This window comes from Brevundimonas sp. TWP2-3-4b1 (genome assembly GCF_049897665.1).
Lineage (GTDB): Bacteria > Pseudomonadota > Alphaproteobacteria > Caulobacterales > Caulobacteraceae > Brevundimonas > Brevundimonas subvibrioides_B.
This window is the reverse complement of sequence record NZ_JAFCWQ010000019.1, coordinates 1-19,196: the sequence shown is the minus strand read 5'-3', so window position 1 is coordinate 19,196 and position 19,196 is coordinate 1. Positions and strand designations below refer to the sequence as shown.

The window sequence follows — 19,196 nt, the reverse complement described above, 5'->3', positions numbered from 1 at the left end:
GATTCCACGCCAGCGCATCGCACCTCTGCCTCGGCCGCCTGCTCCGCCAGTATCGGCGCCGTGTCCTGCGCGAACGCCGGCGCCGCGAACCCGGCGAGGATCAGTCCGCCTAGGGCGCCCGCGATCCGATCGTGCGGTCGAGGAAGTCGAGATACATGCGCCATTGTTGCAGCTGCCTGTCGTTGCCCCGCACGCCGTGCCGCTGCCCGGGATAGAGCATCAGTTCGAACGGGATGGATTTGGACTGAAGCGAGTCGATGACCCGCGTCGAGTTTTCGAGAATGACGTTGTCGTCCGCCATGCCGTGCATCAGCAGAAGCCGGCCGGTGAGGTTGTCCAGACGCGGAATGGCGTCCGATGCGGCATAGCCTTCGGGGTTGGCCTCCGGCGTCGACATGAACCGCTCGGTGTAGTGGGTGTCATAGAGGCTCCACTCCGTCGGCGGCGCCCCGGCGATGGCCGACGCCAGCCCCATTTCCGGCTCGGTCAGCGCCATCAGGCTCATGAACCCGCCATAGGACCAGCCCATCATGGCGATCCGGGAATCATCGACGTAGGCCAATGATCTCAGATGGTTGGCTGCCAGAACCTGATCCTCGATCTCAACCGTTCCCATCTGCCGGTACAGCGACTGTTTGAACGCCGCCGAACGGTCTCCCTCACCCCGGTTGTCGAGGCGGAAGACGATATATCCCGCCTCCGTCAACAGTTGATTGGTCGTTGACTGCCAGCTGCGTTTCACTCCGGCTCCGGTGCTGGGGCCGCCGTAGACCTGCATCACAACCGGATAGGTCCGGGTTGGATCGAAGTCGGGCGGCGTCTGCATGCGCCAGACCAGGGTCTCGCCGTGGCTCTCCAGCGTGCCGAACTCCGGCGCCCGGGTCCGCCCTGCGAACGGGAAGAAGGGATGCCCCTCGGCCAGCCGGTTCTCCTCGATCCAGCGCACCCGCGTCCCGTCGATCCGGTACAGGGCCGACTGCGGCGGCGTCACCGGATCGGAATAGTCGCCGACATAGGCCGTGGCCGTCCGGTTGACCGAGGCGCTCCACCATCCGCCCGCCGGGGTGATCGCCACGGGCGTGGCCGCCCGGTTCATGTTGGCGCGGAACAGCTGCTGCTCGATCGGCAGCTCGCGCCCGTCGCGCATGGAGGCGGTGAAGAAGACCTCGCCCGTCCGCTCGTTGACGCCGTTCAGCGCCTTGACCGGCCAGTCGCCCGAGGTGATCGCGCGGATCTTCGTGCCGTCGGCGTTGTACAGATACAGGTGCCGCCAGCCGGTGCTCTCGTCCGACCAGATGAACCGGCCGTCGCTCAGGGCCTTGAAGTCATCGGTCAGATCGACCCAGGCCTTAGACGTCTGGGTCGCGATCACCTGCGACGCGCCCGTCGTCGGATCGACGCGCAGCAGGTCCAGCGTCTGCTGGTCCCGTGACTGGCGCTGGACGTAGAGGGTCCGCCCGTCCTTCGACCAGTTCACCCGGCCCAGATAGATGTCGGTGTCAGCCCCCAGGTCGACCTTGACCCGACGTCCGGCGGCGACGTCCTGCACATACAGTTCGACGATGGCGTTCGGCCGCCCGGCGCGCGGGTAGCGCTGCTCAACCACACTCGCGCCGCCGCCGGTGATGTCGAGACGGGGGACGATATCGACGGGCGTCTCGTCGGTCCGTTGCAGGGCGATGTAGGTCTCGTCCGGGCTCCACCAGTAGCCGGTGTCGCGGTCCATCTCTTCCTGGGCGATGAACTCCGCCGTCGCCCAGGTGATCAGGCCGTCGCCTTCGGTGGTGATTGCCTGCTCGGCGCCAGAGGCCAGGTTCATGACCACCAGATCCTGGTCGCGCACGAAGGAGACGTAGTTCCCCTCGGGCGACACCTTGGCGTCGATCTCGTCGGCCTCGGTCTCGGTCAGGCGGCGAATCCCGCCCCCTTCCCGGCTGGCCAGGAAGATGTCGCCCTCCAGCGGCGCGAGGATGTAGCGCCCCTGTTCGTCCCACGAATACTCGACCACGCCGCGCTGCGAGATCCGCATCCGCTCGCGCCGCGCCTTCTCGGCCTCGGACAGTTCGCCGGCGTCGGGGACCAGGGCGCGCGCGTCGATCAGCCTGAAAGGCTCGCCCGCTCCGGTCGGCGCCGCCCACAGGTCCAGCACCGAAACATCGTCCTCACGCGCTCTAAGGAAGGCGACCAATTCGCCGTCGGGCGACAGGCTGACCCCCTGGGCCACCGGGCCGTTCAGGCTGGGGTTGGCGAACACCCGCTCCGGCGTCAGCACGGCGGGGTTGGCGGACTGGGCGAAGGCCGAACCGGCCGTCAGGGCAAAGACGGAAGCAAGAAGAACTGTGCGCATGGGCGCGGACGCTAGTCGCAGAAATCGGCCGCGTCATCCCCTTCCATCCGAAGGGCTGCGACCTATCTTGGCGTGTCCGTCTGGTAGTTCCGTTCGCATGAGGTCCGATGCGGCGAACAAGACTCAGTGGACTATCTAGACTCCAATTTCCGGAGTCGGGGGCATCAGACTCTATGGACGACCCGGACTCCAATTTCCGGAGTCGATTCGGCCGCGACCCCGACGACCTTTCGCCCGGCGGCCCGTCCGCCTAGAAGACCCGCAATGACCGACGCCGCCCTGTCCCCGCCGCCGCCGAAGCCCTCCGCCTTCCATGAGCTCGAGGTCGTCTGGGTCCATCACTGGACCGACCAGCTGTTCAGCTTCCGCGTCGCCCGCCCCGAGGATTTCCGCTTCCGCTCCGGCGAGTTCGTGATGATCGGCCTGCCGGGCGCTGACGGCGGCAAGCCCGTCCTGCGCGCCTATTCGATCGCCAGCCCGTCCTGGGACGAGGCGCTGGAGTTCCTCTCCATCGCCGTGCCCGACGGCCCCCTGACCTCGCGCCTGGTCAACATCAAACCGGGCGATACCGTCCTGATGGGCAAGAAGCCGACCGGGACCCTGGTGCTGGACGCCCTCAACGGCGGCGAGACCCTGTGGCTGATCGGGACCGGCACGGGCCTTGCCCCCTGGCTCAGCGTCGCCCGCGATCCCGACACCTACAGCCGCTTCGGCCGCGTCATCGTCTGCCACACGGTCCGCAACGTCGCCGACCTGTCGTACCGCGACTTCCTCACCAAGGGCATCCACGACGATCCCCTGATCGGCGACGAGGCCATGGCCAGGCTGACCTACTACCCGACGGTCACCCGCGAGGATTTCGAAACCCCCGGCCGGATCACTGATCGCATCAAGTCCGGCGTCCTGTTCGACGACCTCGGTCTGCCGCACGGGTTCTCGCCCGAGCGCGACCGGGTCATGCTGTGCGGCTCCATGGCCATGATCAAGGAAACCGCCGAACTGCTGGAAGGCTTCGGCATGAAGGAGGGCTCAAACGCAGAGCCCGGCGACTATGTTCTGGAGCGCGCCTTTGTCGGATAGGATTGGGTCGGCCGAACACCACCCCCAGATCGTCGCCGTGGATGCGCGCGTCGATCCCGCGGCCTGCGAGACCATGGTCGAGGTTCGCCAGGGCGTCGACGCCCTGGACCGCGCCCTCGTCGCCCTGCTGGCCGAGCGGCAGCGCTACATGGACGCCGCCGCCCGGATCAAGCCGGACCGCGACGCCGTCCACGACGCTGCCCGCATCGAGGATGTGGTCTCGAAAGTTCTTGCGGCCGCCGACGCTCGTCATCTGTCGCGCGACATCGCCGAACCGGTCTGGCGCCTGCTCATCGACCGCTGCATCGCCCACGAGTTCTCGACCTACGACCGCACGCGTCGCTAGCCCTTCAGCGACCTCAGCATCAACTCGTGCCGCCAGGCCGCAACGTCGGCCAGCGTCGCGTTGAGGGCGTCGCGGACATGGTCCAGCCTGGCTGGCGCGACCTCCCTTTCAGCCGTCTCGGCCTGGGCGCAGACCTCGGCCAGCGCTCCCGCTCCGATCCCCGCCGCCGCGCCCCGGATCGTGTGCACGGCGTCGCGCCAGCCCTCGATCCGGGTGTCCAGCATCGGCGACCACATCTCGGCCTGTTGCACGAACAGTCCCAGCACCTCCTGCGCGACCCCGTCGTCGCCGCCCGTCGTTCGGTCCAGGACCGAAAAGTCGACGGCGCCGGACAGGTCGCGGCGAGACATCAGGCGGCCTGATCGGGGTTCTTCGCCAGCCGGGCGTTCCGCGCCGACCACAGGAAGTAGATCACCAGACCGACGGCGTTCCAGACCACGAACCACATCTGGGTCGATGGCCGCAGGCTGAAGAAGAAGACGACGCAGCCAACGATGGTGATCGCCCCGACCAGCCACCACAGCGGCGCCCGGAATTTCCGCACCCGGTTCGGATCGCGCAGCCGCAGGACGATCAGGCAGACCCCCACCGCCGCGAAGGCCGCCAGGGTCCCCGCATTGGCCAGCGACGCCAGTTCGTCCAGCCGCATGACCCCGGCCAGGGCCGCGACCACGATGGCGGTGAACACCGTCACCACCGCCGGCACGCCGCGCGACGAGATCTTGGCCAGCGAGGTCGGCAGCAGGCCGTCGCGCGCCATGCCCAGGAAGATGCGGCTCTGGCCGAACAGGAAGGCCAGGAGGACCGTCGGAAGCGCGATGACGGCCGAGGCCGCGATCCATTGCGCCGCCGTCCCCTGCCCCATCTCGCGCAGGATCAGGGCCAGAGGCTCGGGGCTGTCCGCGAAGCTCGCCACCGGCCGCGCACCGATCGCGGCCGCCGCCACGACCAGGTATAGCACCGTGCAGATCAGCATCGAACCGACGATGCCGATCGCCAGGTCGCGCTCGGGCTTCTTGGTCTCTTCAGCCGCCGTCGAGATGGCGTCGAAGCCGTAGAAGGCGAAAAAGATGATCGCCGCCGCCGCCATGACCCCGGTCTGAACCGCCGGTTGGCCGGTGATCAGTTCCCCGAACGGCAAGGCGGGCGCTCCAAACCCGTTGGGCATGAAGGGGGTGAAGTTGGCCGCGTCGAACGCCGGCAAGGCGATGGCGACGAAGGCGATCAGGGCCGCGACCTTGATCACCACCAGGATGGCATTCAGCGTCGCGCTCTCCCGCGTGCCCAGCAGCAGCAGTCCGGTCACAAGGCCGATGATCGCCACGGCCGGCAGGTTGACCATGCCGCCTGCGACATGGGGTCCCGCGGTCAGGGCCGTCGGCAGGTCGATGCCCAGTCCGGTCAGGAAGCCGACGGCGTATCCCGACCAGCCCACCGCCACCGCCGAAACGACCAGAGAATATTCGAGGATCAGGCTCCAGCCCACGATCCAGGCGACTAGTTCGCCCAGCACCGCATACGAGTAGGCGTAGGCGCTGCCCGCCTGGGGCATCATCGTCGACAACTCGGCATAGGCAAGGGCCGCGCAGGCGCAGACCAGTCCCGCCAGGGCGAAGCTGATCATCACCGCCGGCCCCGCCAGCCCCGCGCCGACGCCGATCAGGGTCAGGATGCCCGTCCCCACGATGGCTCCCACGCCCAGCGCCAGCAGGTGCGGCCAGCTCAGGGTCGCCTTCAGCCTCGGTCCGTCCGAGGCCTGGTGCATCGCGTCGATCGACTTGCGCCGGTTCCAGAAGGCCATTCGCTTACTCCCCCGATGGCCCTTGCCGGACCGATTCCGCGAGGATGCTAGACCGCCCTGCGGCGAACCGGAACACCGGTCGGAAATCCCTTGCATCCCCGCGCTGATGTCTCTATTTCCGCCCCCTTCGCCGGACGTCCCTGACGACCGCGCGACGATGGTACGGGTGATTAGCTCAGTTGGTAGAGCAGCTGACTCTTAATCAGCGGGTCGTTGGTTCGAACCCAACATCACCCACCATCATCTCCATTGCGTCCGCACCTCGCAGATCCACCGCCCAAACCCAAACCGGCCTCTTGCCTATCAAGAGGCCGTCCACAGAAGTGGGCGCCGGGAAAAGCTATTCTGGAGACGCCGCCATGAGGTGGTCGCTGATCGCCTGGTAGGCCGGCAGTGGAATTGGATCGATCAGCGCGTTTCCAGCGTTGGGACCGGAAGCGAAGCGGACGATGGTCATTTCGGCTTTCGGGTCGGCGTAGCAGGCCTGGCCAAAGGCGCCGCGCGCCATGAAGGTGCCGTTGGGATTGTGCGAGACCCACCACTGATCGTGATAGCTCCAGCCTGGCAAAGTACCATATCCGCCATAGACGAAGGCCGCTGAACCGCCCCGGGTTTGCCGGAGGCCGTTTGGCTTAAGTTACTCGGCGATGGCCGGTTCTGGCGCAGATTGGCCGCGATCAACGGTCCGAACTTGCTAACCCAGCAGCGGATCGCCTCGCGGCTGACCTCGTTCCTCCGCTCGGCCATCAGCACCTCGACGGCGCGAATGCTGAGCGTGAAGCGGAAATACCAGCGCACTGCCTGCACGATCACGGCCGCCGGGAGGCGGTGACGCTTGAAACTGATCGGGCTCTTTCCGCCACCTGGCCATTAAACCCTGACCGGAGACCTTCTAGCGTTAGACCGCCAGCACCGCGGGCATAGCTTGAATCGATACCCAGGCCGTCGCTCCCTTCGTCCAACTCTGGCGAAGGGAGCATCGGAAGACGACTTAGCGGGACTGACGGAGGCGCTCTGCGGCGGCGCGATAGCGTTCGTAGTGATCGCCCTCGTCGGAGGCGATCTGGCGGAACATCGCTGCGGCGCGGGTGTCGCCCACGGCCTCGGCCTGGTCCGCAAATCGGACATACATGGTCACGTTCTCCTACTGCTCGCCGGCCATCGCATCCACCAGGTTGGCGTCGTTCGTGCCATCCAGTTTCAGGGCGTCGGCCTCGCGCGCGAAATGCTCGTTGGCTTCGACGTTGGCGGAGCTTTCGAACAACTGGGCCAGTTCGGCGTTGCCGCTCTCGCGTGCGACCTCGGCGTAGCGAAGATACTTCAGGTTGGCGAAAGCCTCGCCGTGCATGGCGGCCTCCAGATTGGCCCGCGTCTGCGGATTCAGGTCCTGGGCGGCCGCCGCCCCGGCAGAGAGGGCGATGGCGCCGACGGCGGCGGTCAGAAGGCTCTTGAGGGTCATGGGAAGTCTCCGGTGTCTGGCGTGCGCCCGATGCGCGGATGCTGTCTCGGCCCGAAGCCTGACCGGAGCCTGACGACCGGACCTGGCTCCGCAGTTGCAGACGGCGTCGCTTTCAAACGAGCCGTCAGGTCGCCGTCAGCTTCGGACATCAGGTTGGCGTCACCGGGCGATGTTGTCCGGCGACCCGTCCATCGTCTCGAGGCTCCCCATGAACAAGTTCCTGATCCCCTCGGCCGTCGCCCTGTCCCTCGCCGCAGCGGTCGGCGTGGCCATGACGAGCTTCGCGACCACGGCCTCGGCCGGCCCGGTCTGCACCACGGCGCCCCGCGCCCAATGGCTGACCGAGGCCCAGATGCGGGCGCGCGTCGCCCAGTTGGGCTACACCAATGTCCGCGTCTTTCAGGTCAGCGGCAGCTGCTATGAGATCTATGCCCGCGCCGCCAACGGCCATCGCGCCGAGGTCTATTTCAACCCGGTGACCGGCGCCGTCGTCCAGAACAACGAGGACTGAGCCCCGTGTCCAGGGCAACCGTGCGTCTGGGGGATGGGCCGGTCGTCCCATCCCCTGCGGCGACACACAGTCGTACGAAGGTCTGGGATCCGGTGGTGCGACTGTTTCACTGGACGCTGGTCACAGGCATCGTCGCCAATCTGACCGTGTTTCGCGAACTGAAGCCGGTTCACCGCTACGTCGGCTATGTCATCGTCGCGGCGATCGCGATCCGGCTGGTCTGGGGCTTCGTCGGCCCTCGGCACGCCCGTTTCTCGGACTTCGTCGCAGGCCCCCGTCGCATCGCCGGCTATCTAAAAGCCATGATCCAGCGACGGGAGCCACGCTACATCGGCCACAATCCGGCGGGCGGCCTGATGATGGCAGCCTTGATCCTGCTGTCGCTCTTCTGCGGCGTCACCGGCTGGATGATGGGTCTGGACGCCTTCTGGGGCGCACCCTGGCTCGAGGCGACCCATGAGACGGCCGCCAACACCATCATGGCGCTTGCGATCCTGCATGTGCTCGCAGCGCTCGTGGAAAGCTGGCGTCACCGCGAAAATCTGGTCATGTCGATGGTGACCGGCTGGAAACGCGCCGCCAGCGGTACGGATGTCGATCATGCGTCTCCTCCTCGTTGAAGACACGATCCGGCTGGGCGAGCTCCTCCGCGAAGGGCTCGTCCACGACGGCTTCGTCGTCGACTGGCGCCAGGATATCGAAGGCGCGGCGGAAGCCGTCGCCAGCGCGACCTACGATCTTATCCTCCTCGACCTTGGACTGCCGGATGGCGACGGGCTCGACTGGGTCCGAACCCTGCGGCGGGCGACGGACCTGACGCCCATCCTGGTCCTGACCGCGCGCGGCGGGCTCGATGATCGGGTCACGGGGCTGGACGCCGGGGCGGACGACTATCTGGTCAAGCCGTTCGAGGCTTCGGAGCTGTCGGCGCGGTGCCGGGCGATCCTGCGGCGACCGGGTCAACGGATGACGCCCGTGCTTCAGGTCGGGCCTCTCGCGTTCGACGTCGCCTCGCGCCAGGCCGTACACGGCGACCTGCCGATCGAACTGTCACGGCGTGAAGGCGATCTCCTGGAGGCGCTGATGCGCCGGGCAGGGTCGGTCGTGACCCGGGGATCGCTGGAAGAGTCGCTCTATGCGTTCAACGAGCCGGTCACGCCCAACGCCGTCGAGGTGGCGGTCTCCAGACTTCGCCGCAAGCTCGACGATGCGGGCTGCACAGGGATGCTGCACACCGTCCGTGGGCTGGGCTATCTGATGCGGGACACCGTCGCTTGAACCGTACGCCGTCCATCTTCCAGCGACTGATGCTCGGGTTTGCCCTGATGAGCGTCATCGGCGGCTTCATCCTGCTTCTGTTCGTGGGGGTCGAATACGGCCTGTCGTCCCGGGCGAGGCGAGATGAAATCCAGTTCGCGGGGATCGCGAACGAGGTCGCCGACCATGTCGTGGTGCCGTTGCTGGTGCTGATCGTGCCCATGACCCTGGCCGCGCTGTGGGTCATCCGCTCATCCCTGCGGCCGCTGAGCCTTGCCGGTGCACGGATCGAGGCCGCCCAGGCCGCCGACAAGGGCTTCCGGGTCGATGTGCATGACTTTCCGGCCGAGGCGACGGGTTTCGCGGATGCCGTCAACGGGATGCTCGCCCGCCTCGACGAGGCCGCGACTCGCCAGGAAGCCTTTGCCGCCGACGTCGCCCATGAGCTGAGAACGCCGCTGGCTGTCCTCGCGCTGGAGCTGGACCGGCTGGATTCGGCCGAAGGGCAGAGGCTGAAGCGGGATGTCGCGGCAATGTCCCGGCTGGTCGATCAGCTTCTGGTGCTGGCGCAGCTGGACGTGCAGGCGGCGGCGCCGGTGACTGCGACCCCGGTCGATCTGGCCGAAGTCGCCACGGAAATCGTCTCGCAGTATGCCCCCCTGGCCGTCGCCGAAAACAAGTCGGTGGCGCTGGAGCTTGATGGTGGCGTCCTTGTCGAAGGCCGCCGCGAAGCCATTGCCGCCGCCCTTCGTAACCTCGTCGAGAACGGGCTTCGGGTGACGCCGCCCGGAAGCACGGTGATCGTCGCGGCCGGGCCAGGCGCAAGGCTCTCGGTGATCGACGGCGGGGGCGGGCTGACCTCGGAACGCCTCGCCGACCTCAGCCAACGGTATCGCCGTGGAGATCACGCAAGCATAAGCGGGGCCGGTCTGGGATTGGCCATCGTCTCGCGGATCATGGCGGCGCATGGTGGACGGATAGAGACCCGGCCGGACCGGTCCGAACTGATCCTCGTCTTTTCTCCAGCCAAGGAAAATCAAACATGAGCCGTCTTGAACGCCATCCCGAACGCCATCTGGTCGCCAGGATCGGATGGCTGCGCGCCGCAGTGCTGGGGGCCAATGATGGACTGGTGTCGACCGCCAGTCTGATCGTTGGCGTTGCCGCCGCCCAGACCAGCAAGACAGGGATCCTCGTCGCGGGCGTCGCGGGACTCGTCGCCGGGGCCATGTCGATGGCGGCGGGCGAGTATGTTTCGGTCAGCTCTCAAGCCGATACCGAGGCCGCCGATCTGTCGCGTGAGCGCGCCGAGCTGGATGCCGATCCGGAGGCCGAGACCCGCGAACTGGCCGCCATCTATCGCAGCCGGGGCGTCGATGCGCAGGTCTCGCTGGAGGTCGCGCGCCAGCTTATGGTCCATGATGCGCTGGGAGCTCATGCGCGGGACGAACTGGGGCTGTCCGAGCATACGGCCGCACGCCCGATCCAGGCGGCCCTGACGTCAGCCGCAACCTTCTCGGTGGGGGCGGTGCTGCCGCTGGCGGTGGTGGTCGTGGCGCCCGGATCGCTGCTCGTGGCGCTGGTGTCAGGCTCCGCCCTCGTCGGTCTGGCCCTGCTGGGCGGCATCGGTGCCAGGGTCGGCGGGGCCGGCATCGTCAAGGCCGTATTGCGCGTCACCTTCTGGGGAGCTTTCGCCATGGGGTTGACCGCAGGCATCGGCCACCTGTTCGGGACCGTCATCTAGTCTGGCAAGATCCCTGGCCTTTTCAGTCTTCGTCCGCTTCCCCGGCCTCGCCGCCCTCACCCCCTTCGCCGGCCTCGCCATGCGCGCCCGGTGTGAAGGCCCGCGGGTCGATGCGGGTCGCGGCATAGGCGGACCCCGCAACGACGAGGACGGCGAGGGGTATGGCCAAGCGCGCGGGCGGAGCGGCATCCCGGGCGTTCGGGAAGCGGGTCGTCTTCTTGCGGCCGGTGATCATGGCGCCGATCAGATTGTCCCGGGTCAGGAATGACATCGCCACGACCGCGACGACGTGCAGGGCGATCATCGCCAGAAGGATGTAGGCGATGGCCTCATGCCCGTCCTCTCCGCCCGTGATCCCGGTGAAGGTTGTCGCGGCGACCAGGGCCAGAAGGACCAGCACGGCGATCCCGCCCAACGGGTTGTGACCCAGCGAGGCATGGACCCGCCCCGCGAACAGACCCCTCACATGGCCCGCCATCCGCGACGGACGGATCAGGTTCGCGAAGCGGGCGTGTTCGCCACCCACAAGGCCCCAGACCAGCCTGAAGGCAATCAGGATCGCCGCCACCCAACCCGCAGGGACGTGCCAGGGCGACAACGCGCTGCCTTCCTCGGAAGACAGGAAGGCGACCGCGATGGCGGCCACGAGGAGCCAGTGAAACAGGCGAACGCCCCAGTCCCAGGTCTTGATGATTCTGATCGCCTGTGGAGCCGTACTGGTCATGGAACTCTCCGTTCGATCGCATGCTGGGCTTAAAGTCTGACGTCAGCCTGACGTCGGCGAGGTCTCGTTCACGCACAGATGCCCCCGGCGGCGAATGACCGTCACCGCTTTCACAGACATGCTGTCAGACAAGGCTGACGGGTTTGCCCGGGCCAAACTCACGGGCAGCTTTCGAGACGGAGAGGGGTCGACCTTCTGACGCTGGCGAGGCTGCATTATCGGTCGCTCCGCAACGCGGTCATTGCGGGAAACCAGACAGGGCGAACGACGGAGAAGAGCGGTGACGGACATCCCTGCGCTACCCTGCCCTGCACGCTTTGCGCCCGAACGTCATTCCCCGAAACGGGACCGGGCGCTCCCTGCCTGCCACCACCACCCAGGCTGTTCGACGAAAGTCGATCTGCCCGAAGCGGTCGATCGCTGTCACGGTCCAGATCGACGCCGCCTGCGCGGCGACAGAACAGCCGATCAACGGCGAGATTTGGGAGGATTTCTATGACCGACAGCGCCGTGGGTGCGCCCGCTATGGACCAGCGAGCCCTCGACAAGCGATCCCGTCTTGTCATTCTCGCCTCGTCCGTCGGCACCGTGATCGAGTGGTACGACTTCTATCTGTACGGCTCGCTGGCCGCGATCATCACGGCCCAGTTCTTCTCGGGCGTAAACGAGACCACCGGCTACATCTTCGCGCTGATGGCCTTCGCGGCCGGGTTCGCGGTGCGCCCCTTCGGAGCCGTCTTCTTCGGACGGCTGGGCGATCTTTGGGGTCGCAAGAACACATTCCTGGTGACCATGCTGCTGATGGGCCTGTCGACCTTCGTGGTTGGTCTGTTGCCGTCCTATGCCGCCATCGGTATCGCGGCGCCGATCATCCTGGTCGTCATGCGCCTGATCCAGGGCCTGGCCCTGGGCGGCGAATATGGCGGCGCCGCAACCTACGTCGCCGAGCACGCTCCCAAGGGCAAGCGGGGCTTCTTCACCTCCTTCATCCAGATCACGGCGACCGCCGGTCTGGTTCTCAGCCTGCTGGTGATCCTGGGCGTCCGCCTGGCGGTCGGCGAGGAAGCGTTCGCTGACTGGGGCTGGCGCATCCCCTTCCTGGTCTCGATCCTGCTGCTGGGCGTGTCCCTGTGGATCCGACTGAAGCTGGCGGAGAGCCCCTCGTTCCAGAAGATGAAGGCCGAGGGCAAGGGCTCGTCGACGCCGCTGAAGGACTCCTTCCTGAAATGGCCGAATCTGAAGCTGGTGCTGATCGCCTTGGTCGGTCTGACTGCCGGGCAGGCGGTGATCTGGTACACGGGCCAGTTCTACGCCCTGTTCTTCCTGGAACGGGTCATGAAGGTCGACTCCACCCTCGTCTACATCCTCCTGGCCATCGCCCTGGTCGCCGCCTCCCCCTTCTTCGTTTTCTGGGGCTGGCTCTCGGACAAGGTAGGACGCAAGCCCGTGATCCTGGCCGGGTGCCTGCTGGCGGCCCTGACCTATTTCCCGCTGTTCCAGGCCCTGACGACTGCCGCCAATCCGGCCCTCGCCCATGCGACGGCGTCCCAGCCGGTCACCATCTATGCCGATCCGGCCGACTGTAACGTGCAGTTCGATCCCGTGGGCAAAACGGTGTTCAACCAGTCCTGCGACCTGGCCAAGTCCTATATCGCCAAGGCCGGCGTCAACTACACGAACCTGGCGGCGCCTGCGGGTGCCGTCGCCGAGGTCCGGATCGGTGACAGCGTGGTCTACCCCAGCTTCAGGGGCGAGGCGCTTCCCACCGCCGAGTTCGCGGCCGCGAAGAAGACCTGGGAAACCGGATTGGGCGGTGCGCTGGCCTCCGCAGGCTATCCCGCCAAGGCCGACAGCGATCAGGTCAACAAGCCGATGGTGGTGCTGATCCTGTTCATCCTCGGCTTCTATGTGACGATGGTCTACGGGCCGATCGCGGCGGCGCTGGTGGAGATGTTCCCGACCAACATCCGCTACACCTCGATGTCGCTGCCCTATCACATCGGCAATGGCTGGTTCGGCGGGTTCCTGCCGACGACGGCCTTCGCCATGGTCGCGGCGACCGGCAACATCTTCTACGGCCTCTGGTATCCGATCATCGTCGCCCTGGCGACGGTGGTGCTGGGCTTCCTGCTGGTCAAGGAAGGCAAGGACGTCGACCTGAACGCCTGACACGACGCAGGGCGGCAAAGGCAGGGGCGGGTGGATCGGCAATGATCCCCCGCCCTTTGCCTTGCAGGGCCAGACCCAAACCCCTCTAGATGATCCTGATGTTCAGTCTGCTGATCCTGGCGATGGTCGCCGCCTATATGGGGGTGCTGTTCTTCGTCGCCTGGCGGACGGAACGGCCGGGACCTCATGCGCCCGCCCGTCGACCGCGCCCCTGGGCCTATGCCCTGTCGCTGGCGATCTACTGCACCTCCTGGACCTACTACGGCGCGGTCGGCACAGCGTCCCGCGACGGCTGGGAGTACCTGCCGATCTACATCGGTCCGGCCCTCGGGATCGTCGTTCTGTTCCCGATCTGGCAACGAATCGCCGCCGCCGCCCGGCGCGAGAATATCGGCTCGATCGCCGACTTCATCGCCGCCCGATATGGAAAGAGCCAGACGCTCGGGGCCCTGGTCGCCAGCGTCGCCATCATGGGGTCGCTGCCCTATATCGCGCTGCAGCTGAAATCACTGTCCATGGCCTGGCAACTGGTGACCGCGGGCACGCCCGTCGCCGGGTCCGAGCAGCTGACGGTCAGCGTCATCGCCTGCATCCTGGCCGGGTTCACCATCCTGTTCGGGGCGCGGCGCCCGGACCTGACCGAGCACAATCGCGGCCTGATCCAGGCCATCGCCCTGGAGTCGATCGTCAAGCTCGCGGCGCTCGTGGCCGTTGCGATCTTCGCGGCCCTGCTCCTGTTCGGCTCGCCTTCGCCCGACGCAGTGACGGCCGCGCTGAAGGATCTGGCCGCTCCCCCGGTCATCGACGCACGCTTCATCGCCATCACCGTGCTGGCGACGCTCGCCATCTTCTGCCTGCCGCGCCAGTTCCACGTCGCCTTCGTGGAGGAGGCGCAGCCCGCCCAGATTCGCCGCGCGCGCTGGGTCTTTCCGATCTATCTCCTGATCACCAGCCTGGCCGTCGTGCCGCTGCTCGCGGCGGGCGGCGTGTTTACGCTGATCGCCAACCCCGACCTGTATGTGCTGGACCTGCCCTTCTCCCAAGGCGCCACGCTGCTGACCGCCGTCGTCTTCGTCGGTGGTTTCTCGGCGGCCACCGCCATGGTGATCGTGGAAACCGTCGCCCTTTCGGCCATGGCGTCCAACAGCCTGATCCTGCCCTTGCTGGCCCGCGGTCGGTGGCGGCGGCGAGAGGATTCGTCGGACGTCGCCAAGACCATCCTGCAGGTGCGTCGGATCGTCATCTGCGCCATCCTTCTGCTGGCCTGGCTCTATTTCCAGGCCATTGATCGCGCGTCCGGCCTGGCGTCGATCGGCCTGACGTCGTTCGCCGCCCTGGCCCAGCTGGCGCCCGCGTTGTTCGGCGCGGTGATGTGGCGAGACGGCCATGCACGCGGGGCCATCGCAGGGATCATCTGCGGCACGGCGATCTGGCTATTGCTGCTGGCCTTGCCGCAAATCGGCTCCACCCTCGGCGCCGGCGCGATCCGGCCGTTCGGCCTGGATGACGCCCTGCCCGCCGCCGTCTTCGTGAGCCTGGGCCTCAATACCCTGGTCTATGTCCTGGTCTCGCGAGCCGCCCAGCCACGACTGATCGATCGGATCCAGGCGCGCGCCTTCGTCGATCGCCTGAGTCCGGACTGGCGGGAACAGGCGTCCGCCCCGTCCGGCGCCTCGGTGGGCGATCTGAAGACGCTGGTCGCCCGGTTCGTAGGCGATCCCGGGGCCGATCGGGCCTTTGCTGCCTTCGGGCGAGAGACCGGTCGCGTCCTGAAGGACGCCGAACCGGCCGATGCGGGCCTAGCGCGTGCGGCCGAGCGGATGCTGGCGGGCGCGGTCGGAGCCTCCTCGGCCCGACGGGTCATCTCTGCGGCGCTCGCCGGCGGCGGTCGCGCGCCGGAGGACGTGGTGCGCATGCTAGACGAGGCGTCCCAGGCCGTCCAGTTCAACCGGGAACTGCTGCAGGCCACACTCGACAACATCGACCAGGGTGTCAGCGTGGTCGACGAGGACCTGCGCCTCATCGCCTGGAACGCCCGCTATATCGAGCTGTTCGGTCTGCCGTCAGGCTTCGTCCACGTCGGCCAGCCGGTGGCCGCGGTCTATCGGCTGAATGCCGAGCGGGGTGAGGTCGCACAATACGATCTGGAAGCCTGGATCGAGCGGCGGCTGGAGGCGCTGCGACGCCGCGAGCCGCATGACCACGAGCGCGCCCAGCCGACCGGTCGCATCCTCAAATCGACCGGCGCGCCGATGTCGGGGGGCGGCTATGTCACCAGTTACACGGATATCACTGAACTACGCCGCGCGGCCCTGGCGCTGGAGGAGGCCAACGAGCAACTTGAGGCCCGCGTGGCGGACCGGACCGAACGGCTCGTCGAGGCCAAACAGGCGGCGGAGGACGCCACGGCCTCCAAAACCCGCTTCCTCGCCGCCGCCAGTCACGACCTGCTGCAGCCGCTTCACGCCGCCCGGCTGTTCATCGCGGCGCTGAAGGAGGGCAAGGGCGCGCAGGAGCCCGAGACCTGGCGTCTGGTGGACAACGCGGATCGTTCTATCGAATCCGCCCACGGCCTGCTGAAGGCCCTGCTCAACCTCTCACGGCTCGAGGCCGGTGGCGTGCGGCCGACCGTCGGGGCCCTGTCGGTCGAGGCCCTGTTCGCCGACATACGGCGCGAGTTCACACCCCTGGCGGTCGAGAAGGGGCTGCGACTGAGCGTCATATCGTCAGGTCGATGGGTGCTGTCCGACGCCGATTTGCTGCGCTCCCTGCTTCAAAACCTCGTCGGAAACGCCATCCGATACACCGACAAGGGCCGCATCCTCGTCGGGGCGCGCACGATCGGCGAGACGTTGAGGATCGACATCCTGGATACCGGTCGCGGCATCGCCGAAGACCAGCGGGAAGCGATCTTCACCGAGTTCACCCGGCTGCCGGGACAGGGCGGCGACGAGCCTGGCGTCGGACTGGGTCTGGCCATCGTGCAGCGGGTCGCCAGCTTGCTCGATCACCCGCTTGCGCTGCGATCCAGCCCGGGTCGCGGGTCCGCGTTTTCGGTCACCGCGCCGCTCGCGGAGGCCATCGCCTCGGCGCCGACGCCGCAGCTCTCTCTGCAGCCTTTGTCGACGGGGCTGCGGGTCCTTTGCGTGGACAACGAGCCGGTCATCCTCGAGGCGCTGAGCGCCCTGCTCACGCGCTGGGGCATGACCGTCGTGACGGCCCCGGACGCGGCCTCGGCCGTTGCGGTCAGAGGCGCATTCGACGCCGCCCTGATCGATCTCCATCTGGGCGAAGGCCCCGATGGCCTCGTCGTGATCGAAACGCTGAAGGCGCGCGGCGTCAGCCATCTCGCCCTGATCAGCGCCGATGCCGACCCGACCCTCCCCGCGCGGGCGGCGGCGGCGGGAGCCGTCCTGATGTCCAAGCCGGTCAAGCCGGCGAACCTCAAGGCATTCCTGTCCAGCAAGAGAGGGATCTGAGCGGCGTTCGCCTTCTACCTCAGATCTCCGTGGTCAGAGCCTGGGCTGCGATCACGGCCTGCGTCCGGTTATGAACGCCCAGCTTGCGGAATACGCCGGTCAAATGCGCCTTGATCGTCGCCTCGGTGACGCCGAGGTCGAAGGCGATCTGCTTGTTCAAACGTCCATGCTGCAATCCGATCAGGATCTTCAGCTGGGATGGCGTGAGGCTGGCGATCCGCGCCTCCATGGACTCGACCACCGGGGCATCCGGCAGGACCGGAGCCCATACCTCGCCGGCCAGGATGGACGCCAGCGCCTCGACCATGATCGCCAGGGTGGCGGACTTGGGGATGAAGCCCGCCGCGCCGAATGCAAGCGCCCGACGGATGGTGGCCTCATCTTCGCTGGCGGAGACGATCGCGACGGGCGCCGCGGGAAAGTCGGCGCGAATGCCGGCAAGGCCGGCGAACCCCTCGCTGTCCGACAGCTTGAGGTCCAGCAGCAGCAGATCGACCGGGCCGGCCGACAGGGCGGCGCGCGCCCCGGCCAGGCTGGACGTTTCCTCGATCAAGGCCATGGGCGCCGCGCGCATCAGCGCCGTCGCGAGAGCAGCCCGGAACAGGGGGTGATCATCGGCGATGACGATGCGGTCCATGATGTCGTCTGCTCCCGGGCCGCGCTCTGGCGGCGCGTGCCCTGCGCCACTCTGACACCCCCCGACCTTGGTCGTAACTAGACCAATGGCTAATGGCTCCAAAGCGGTTCCTTCCGGAAAGGTCTCGACAGGCGCGCATCAGACGCACCCCGGGAGGAAACCATGCTCAGACACATCCTGATGGCCGGCGCCGCAACGCTCGCCCTGATCGGCGCTCCGGTCCGGGCGCAGGACGGCCCCGCCGCGCTGGAGGCCCGGATCGCCCTGCTGGAGGCCCAGCTGGACGCGCTGAAAGGCGAGGTCCAGGCGTCGCATGCCCAGCAGACAGCCCAGGCCCGGGACATCATCCGCATCGACCAGACCGTCGCCGCCGGGCCGCCTGCGCCCCCGCCCGTCGTCACCCCGGCGGACGGCTTCCGCGTCGGCAACAACGTCCTGAAGATCGGCGGCTATGTGAAGGCCGACTTCATGGCCAGTCAGTACAGCGGCGGCGACCCCGCGAATGGCGACCAGCTGCGTGATTTCTATCTGCCGGGCTCGATCCCCGTCGGTGGCGCGGACGAAAGTACAGCCACCGACTTCAACGCACGTCAAACCCGGTTCTGGCTGACGACCGACGGCATGATCGGCGGCCACAAGGTCGGCACGCGGATCGAAATGGACTTCCAGGTCCTGCCGGGGACCGGCGACCAGCGGACGACCAGCCCGTCCACTCCCGCGCTGCGCCGCGCCTTCGTGACCATCGACAACTGGCTGTTCGGCCAGGAGTGGACGAACTTCCAGAACCTCGCGGTCCTGCCCGACACGGCCGACTATGTCGGGGCTTCCGAGGGAACCGTCTTCAACCGTCAGGTCCAGGTCCGCTACACGCGCGGTCCGTTCTCGATCGCGCTGGAGAATCCCGAAACGACCATCACGCCCCATCTCGGTGCGACCCGGATCGTGGCCGACGACAACAGCCTGCCGGACCTGACCGCCCGCTATGCGATCTCCCGGCCATGGGGCGAGGCCTCGGTCGCGGGCCTCGTGCGCCAGCTGCGGGATCAGACGACAGGCGTCGGCGCGATCGACTCCTCGACCGCGGGCTGGGGCCTGTCCGCCGCAGCCAGGATCAAGGTCGGCGCCGCCGACGATCTTCGTCTGATGCTGTCCGGCGGCGAGGGCATCGGCCGCTACGTCGGCCTGAACTTCGCCAACGACGCCGTCCTCAACGCGTCCGGAGACCTGCAGGCGATCCGCCTTGTCGCCGGCTTCGCCAGCTATCGCCATATCTGGTCGCCGCAGTGGCGCTCGAACCTGACCTGGTCGGCCCAGACCGTGGACAACGACCCGTCGATCATCGGTCTCGCGACCAACAGGTCGGCCCAGAGCGTGCGGGCCAACCTGATCTGGACGCCCATCCCGGGCATGGATCTCGGCGCCAAGCTCATGCATGGCGAGCGGGAGCTGGAATCGGGCCTGTCGGGTGATGTGACCCGCCTTCAGGTGTTTGCAAAATATGGCTTCTAGCGCTTTGAAGGTCCCCCCCATGACCGACCCCGACCTGTATCCCGTCCCTGCCGACTGGGCCGAACGCGCCCATATGGACGCCGCCGCCTACGAGGCCGCGCGGCTCGCGGCGCGCGAGACGCCGGACGCCTTC

19 protein-coding genes and 1 tRNA gene are annotated in these 19,196 nt (G+C 67.3%); 12 read left to right on the top strand and 8 right to left on the bottom strand.

The window, feature by feature from the left end:
• Positions 1-109 precede the first annotated feature (109 nt).
• Positions 110-2,347: a DPP IV N-terminal domain-containing protein gene (locus ACP7A5_RS13625; RefSeq protein WP_426042421.1), complete on the bottom strand. Its 2,238-nt coding sequence runs from the start codon at positions 2,345-2,347 to the stop codon at positions 110-112.
• 264 nt (positions 2,348-2,611) lie between these two features.
• Here ACP7A5_RS13625 and ACP7A5_RS13620 point away from each other — a divergent pair, with 264 nt between their 5' ends.
• Together ACP7A5_RS13620 and ACP7A5_RS13615 are read left to right on the top strand one after the other, a co-directional pair.
• Positions 2,612-3,427, top strand: coding sequence for a ferredoxin--NADP reductase (locus tag ACP7A5_RS13620; RefSeq protein ID WP_426042420.1), 816 nt, complete (start codon positions 2,612-2,614; stop codon positions 3,425-3,427).
• Positions 3,399-3,773 (top strand): chorismate mutase, encoded by a 375-nt coding sequence (locus ACP7A5_RS13615; RefSeq protein WP_426042419.1) that lies wholly within the window; start codon positions 3,399-3,401, stop codon positions 3,771-3,773. Before ACP7A5_RS13620 ends, ACP7A5_RS13615 begins: the two co-directional genes overlap by 29 nt.
• On the opposite strand, the gene ACP7A5_RS13610 is transcribed toward ACP7A5_RS13615, so the two are convergent.
• Positions 3,770-4,123 carry an Hpt domain-containing protein gene (locus tag ACP7A5_RS13610; RefSeq protein ID WP_426042418.1) on the bottom strand — a complete coding sequence of 118 codons (354 nt, stop codon included), beginning with the start codon at positions 4,121-4,123 and terminating at the stop codon, positions 3,770-3,772. The two genes, ACP7A5_RS13615 and ACP7A5_RS13610, sit on opposite strands and share 4 nt — an antisense overlap.
• Complete coding sequence (locus tag ACP7A5_RS13605; RefSeq protein WP_426042417.1) at positions 4,123-5,574, bottom strand: amino acid permease; 1,452 nt, start codon at positions 5,572-5,574, stop codon at positions 4,123-4,125. Before ACP7A5_RS13605 ends, ACP7A5_RS13610 begins: the two co-directional genes overlap by 1 nt.
• Before the next feature lie 164 nt (positions 5,575-5,738).
• Here ACP7A5_RS13605 and ACP7A5_RS13600 point away from each other — a divergent pair.
• Positions 5,739-5,814 (top strand) — tRNA-Lys (locus ACP7A5_RS13600).
• Positions 5,815-5,914: 100 nt separating this feature from the next.
• On the opposite strand, the gene ACP7A5_RS13595 is transcribed toward ACP7A5_RS13600, so the two are convergent.
• Positions 5,915-6,142 (bottom strand): hypothetical protein, encoded by a 228-nt coding sequence (locus ACP7A5_RS13595; RefSeq protein WP_426042416.1) that lies wholly within the window; start codon positions 6,140-6,142, stop codon positions 5,915-5,917.
• A 99-nt stretch (positions 6,143-6,241) separates the two neighbouring features.
• On the opposite strand from ACP7A5_RS13595, the gene ACP7A5_RS13590 reads away from it, so the two are divergent.
• Positions 6,242-6,406: a hypothetical protein gene (locus ACP7A5_RS13590; RefSeq protein WP_426042415.1), complete on the top strand. Its 165-nt coding sequence runs from the start codon at positions 6,242-6,244 to the stop codon at positions 6,404-6,406.
• Positions 6,407-6,565: 159 nt separating this feature from the next.
• Here ACP7A5_RS13590 and ACP7A5_RS13585 read toward each other — a convergent pair whose 3' ends face one another.
• Together ACP7A5_RS13585 and ACP7A5_RS13580 are read right to left on the bottom strand one after the other, a co-directional pair.
• The gene (locus ACP7A5_RS13585) at positions 6,566-6,706 is read right to left on the bottom strand and encodes a ferritin family protein (protein ID WP_426042414.1); all 141 of its coding nucleotides are present in this window, start codon (positions 6,704-6,706) and stop codon (positions 6,566-6,568) included.
• Positions 6,707-6,718: 12 nt separating this feature from the next.
• Positions 6,719-7,033 (bottom strand): hypothetical protein, encoded by a 315-nt coding sequence (locus ACP7A5_RS13580; protein ID WP_426042413.1) that lies wholly within the window; start codon positions 7,031-7,033, stop codon positions 6,719-6,721.
• A 208-nt stretch (positions 7,034-7,241) separates the two neighbouring features.
• Here ACP7A5_RS13580 and ACP7A5_RS13575 point away from each other — a divergent pair, with 208 nt between their 5' ends.
• Genes ACP7A5_RS13575 through ACP7A5_RS13555 form a run of 5 tightly spaced genes read left to right on the top strand, consistent with a single transcriptional unit; the run spans position 7,242 to position 10,545 of the window.
• The gene (locus tag ACP7A5_RS13575; protein WP_426042412.1) at positions 7,242-7,544 is read left to right on the top strand and encodes a PepSY domain-containing protein; all 303 of its coding nucleotides are present in this window, start codon (positions 7,242-7,244) and stop codon (positions 7,542-7,544) included.
• Between the two features lie 5 nt (positions 7,545-7,549).
• The gene (locus tag ACP7A5_RS13570) at positions 7,550-8,164 is read left to right on the top strand and encodes a cytochrome b/b6 domain-containing protein (protein ID WP_426042411.1); all 615 of its coding nucleotides are present in this window, start codon (positions 7,550-7,552) and stop codon (positions 8,162-8,164) included.
• On the top strand, positions 8,145-8,822 hold the full coding sequence (locus ACP7A5_RS13565; RefSeq protein ID WP_426042410.1) for a response regulator transcription factor: 678 nt from the start codon (positions 8,145-8,147) through the stop codon (positions 8,820-8,822). The genes ACP7A5_RS13570 and ACP7A5_RS13565 overlap by 20 nt, the downstream gene beginning before the upstream one ends.
• Positions 8,819-9,847 carry a sensor histidine kinase gene (locus ACP7A5_RS13560; protein ID WP_426042409.1) on the top strand — a complete coding sequence of 343 codons (1,029 nt, stop codon included), beginning with the start codon at positions 8,819-8,821 and terminating at the stop codon, positions 9,845-9,847. Before ACP7A5_RS13565 ends, ACP7A5_RS13560 begins: the two co-directional genes overlap by 4 nt.
• On the top strand, positions 9,844-10,545 hold the full coding sequence (locus ACP7A5_RS13555) for a VIT1/CCC1 transporter family protein (RefSeq protein ID WP_426042408.1): 702 nt from the start codon (positions 9,844-9,846) through the stop codon (positions 10,543-10,545). Before ACP7A5_RS13560 ends, ACP7A5_RS13555 begins: the two co-directional genes overlap by 4 nt.
• Positions 10,546-10,567: 22 nt before the next feature.
• Here the strand turns inward: ACP7A5_RS13555 and ACP7A5_RS13550 are convergent, their stop codons facing one another.
• Positions 10,568-11,269 (bottom strand): cytochrome b/b6 domain-containing protein, encoded by a 702-nt coding sequence (locus tag ACP7A5_RS13550; RefSeq protein WP_426042407.1) that lies wholly within the window; start codon positions 11,267-11,269, stop codon positions 10,568-10,570.
• A gap of 495 nt (positions 11,270-11,764) precedes the next feature.
• On the opposite strand from ACP7A5_RS13550, the gene ACP7A5_RS13545 reads away from it, so the two are divergent.
• On the top strand, positions 11,765-13,438 hold the full coding sequence (locus ACP7A5_RS13545) for an MFS transporter (protein ID WP_426042406.1): 1,674 nt from the start codon (positions 11,765-11,767) through the stop codon (positions 13,436-13,438).
• A gap of 98 nt (positions 13,439-13,536) precedes the next feature.
• Positions 13,537-16,917 (top strand): hybrid sensor histidine kinase/response regulator, encoded by a 3,381-nt coding sequence (locus tag ACP7A5_RS13540; RefSeq protein ID WP_426042405.1) that lies wholly within the window; start codon positions 13,537-13,539, stop codon positions 16,915-16,917.
• A 19-nt stretch (positions 16,918-16,936) separates the two neighbouring features.
• Here the strand turns inward: ACP7A5_RS13540 and ACP7A5_RS13535 are convergent, their stop codons facing one another.
• Positions 16,937-17,554, bottom strand: a complete 618-nt coding sequence (locus ACP7A5_RS13535) for a response regulator transcription factor (RefSeq protein ID WP_426042404.1) — start codon at positions 17,552-17,554, stop codon at positions 16,937-16,939.
• Positions 17,555-17,716: 162 nt separating this feature from the next.
• Between ACP7A5_RS13535 and ACP7A5_RS13530 the strand changes: the two genes are divergently transcribed.
• The gene (locus tag ACP7A5_RS13530; RefSeq protein ID WP_426042403.1) at positions 17,717-19,063 is read left to right on the top strand and encodes a DcaP family trimeric outer membrane transporter; all 1,347 of its coding nucleotides are present in this window, start codon (positions 17,717-17,719) and stop codon (positions 19,061-19,063) included.
• Positions 19,064-19,196 lie beyond the last annotated feature (133 nt).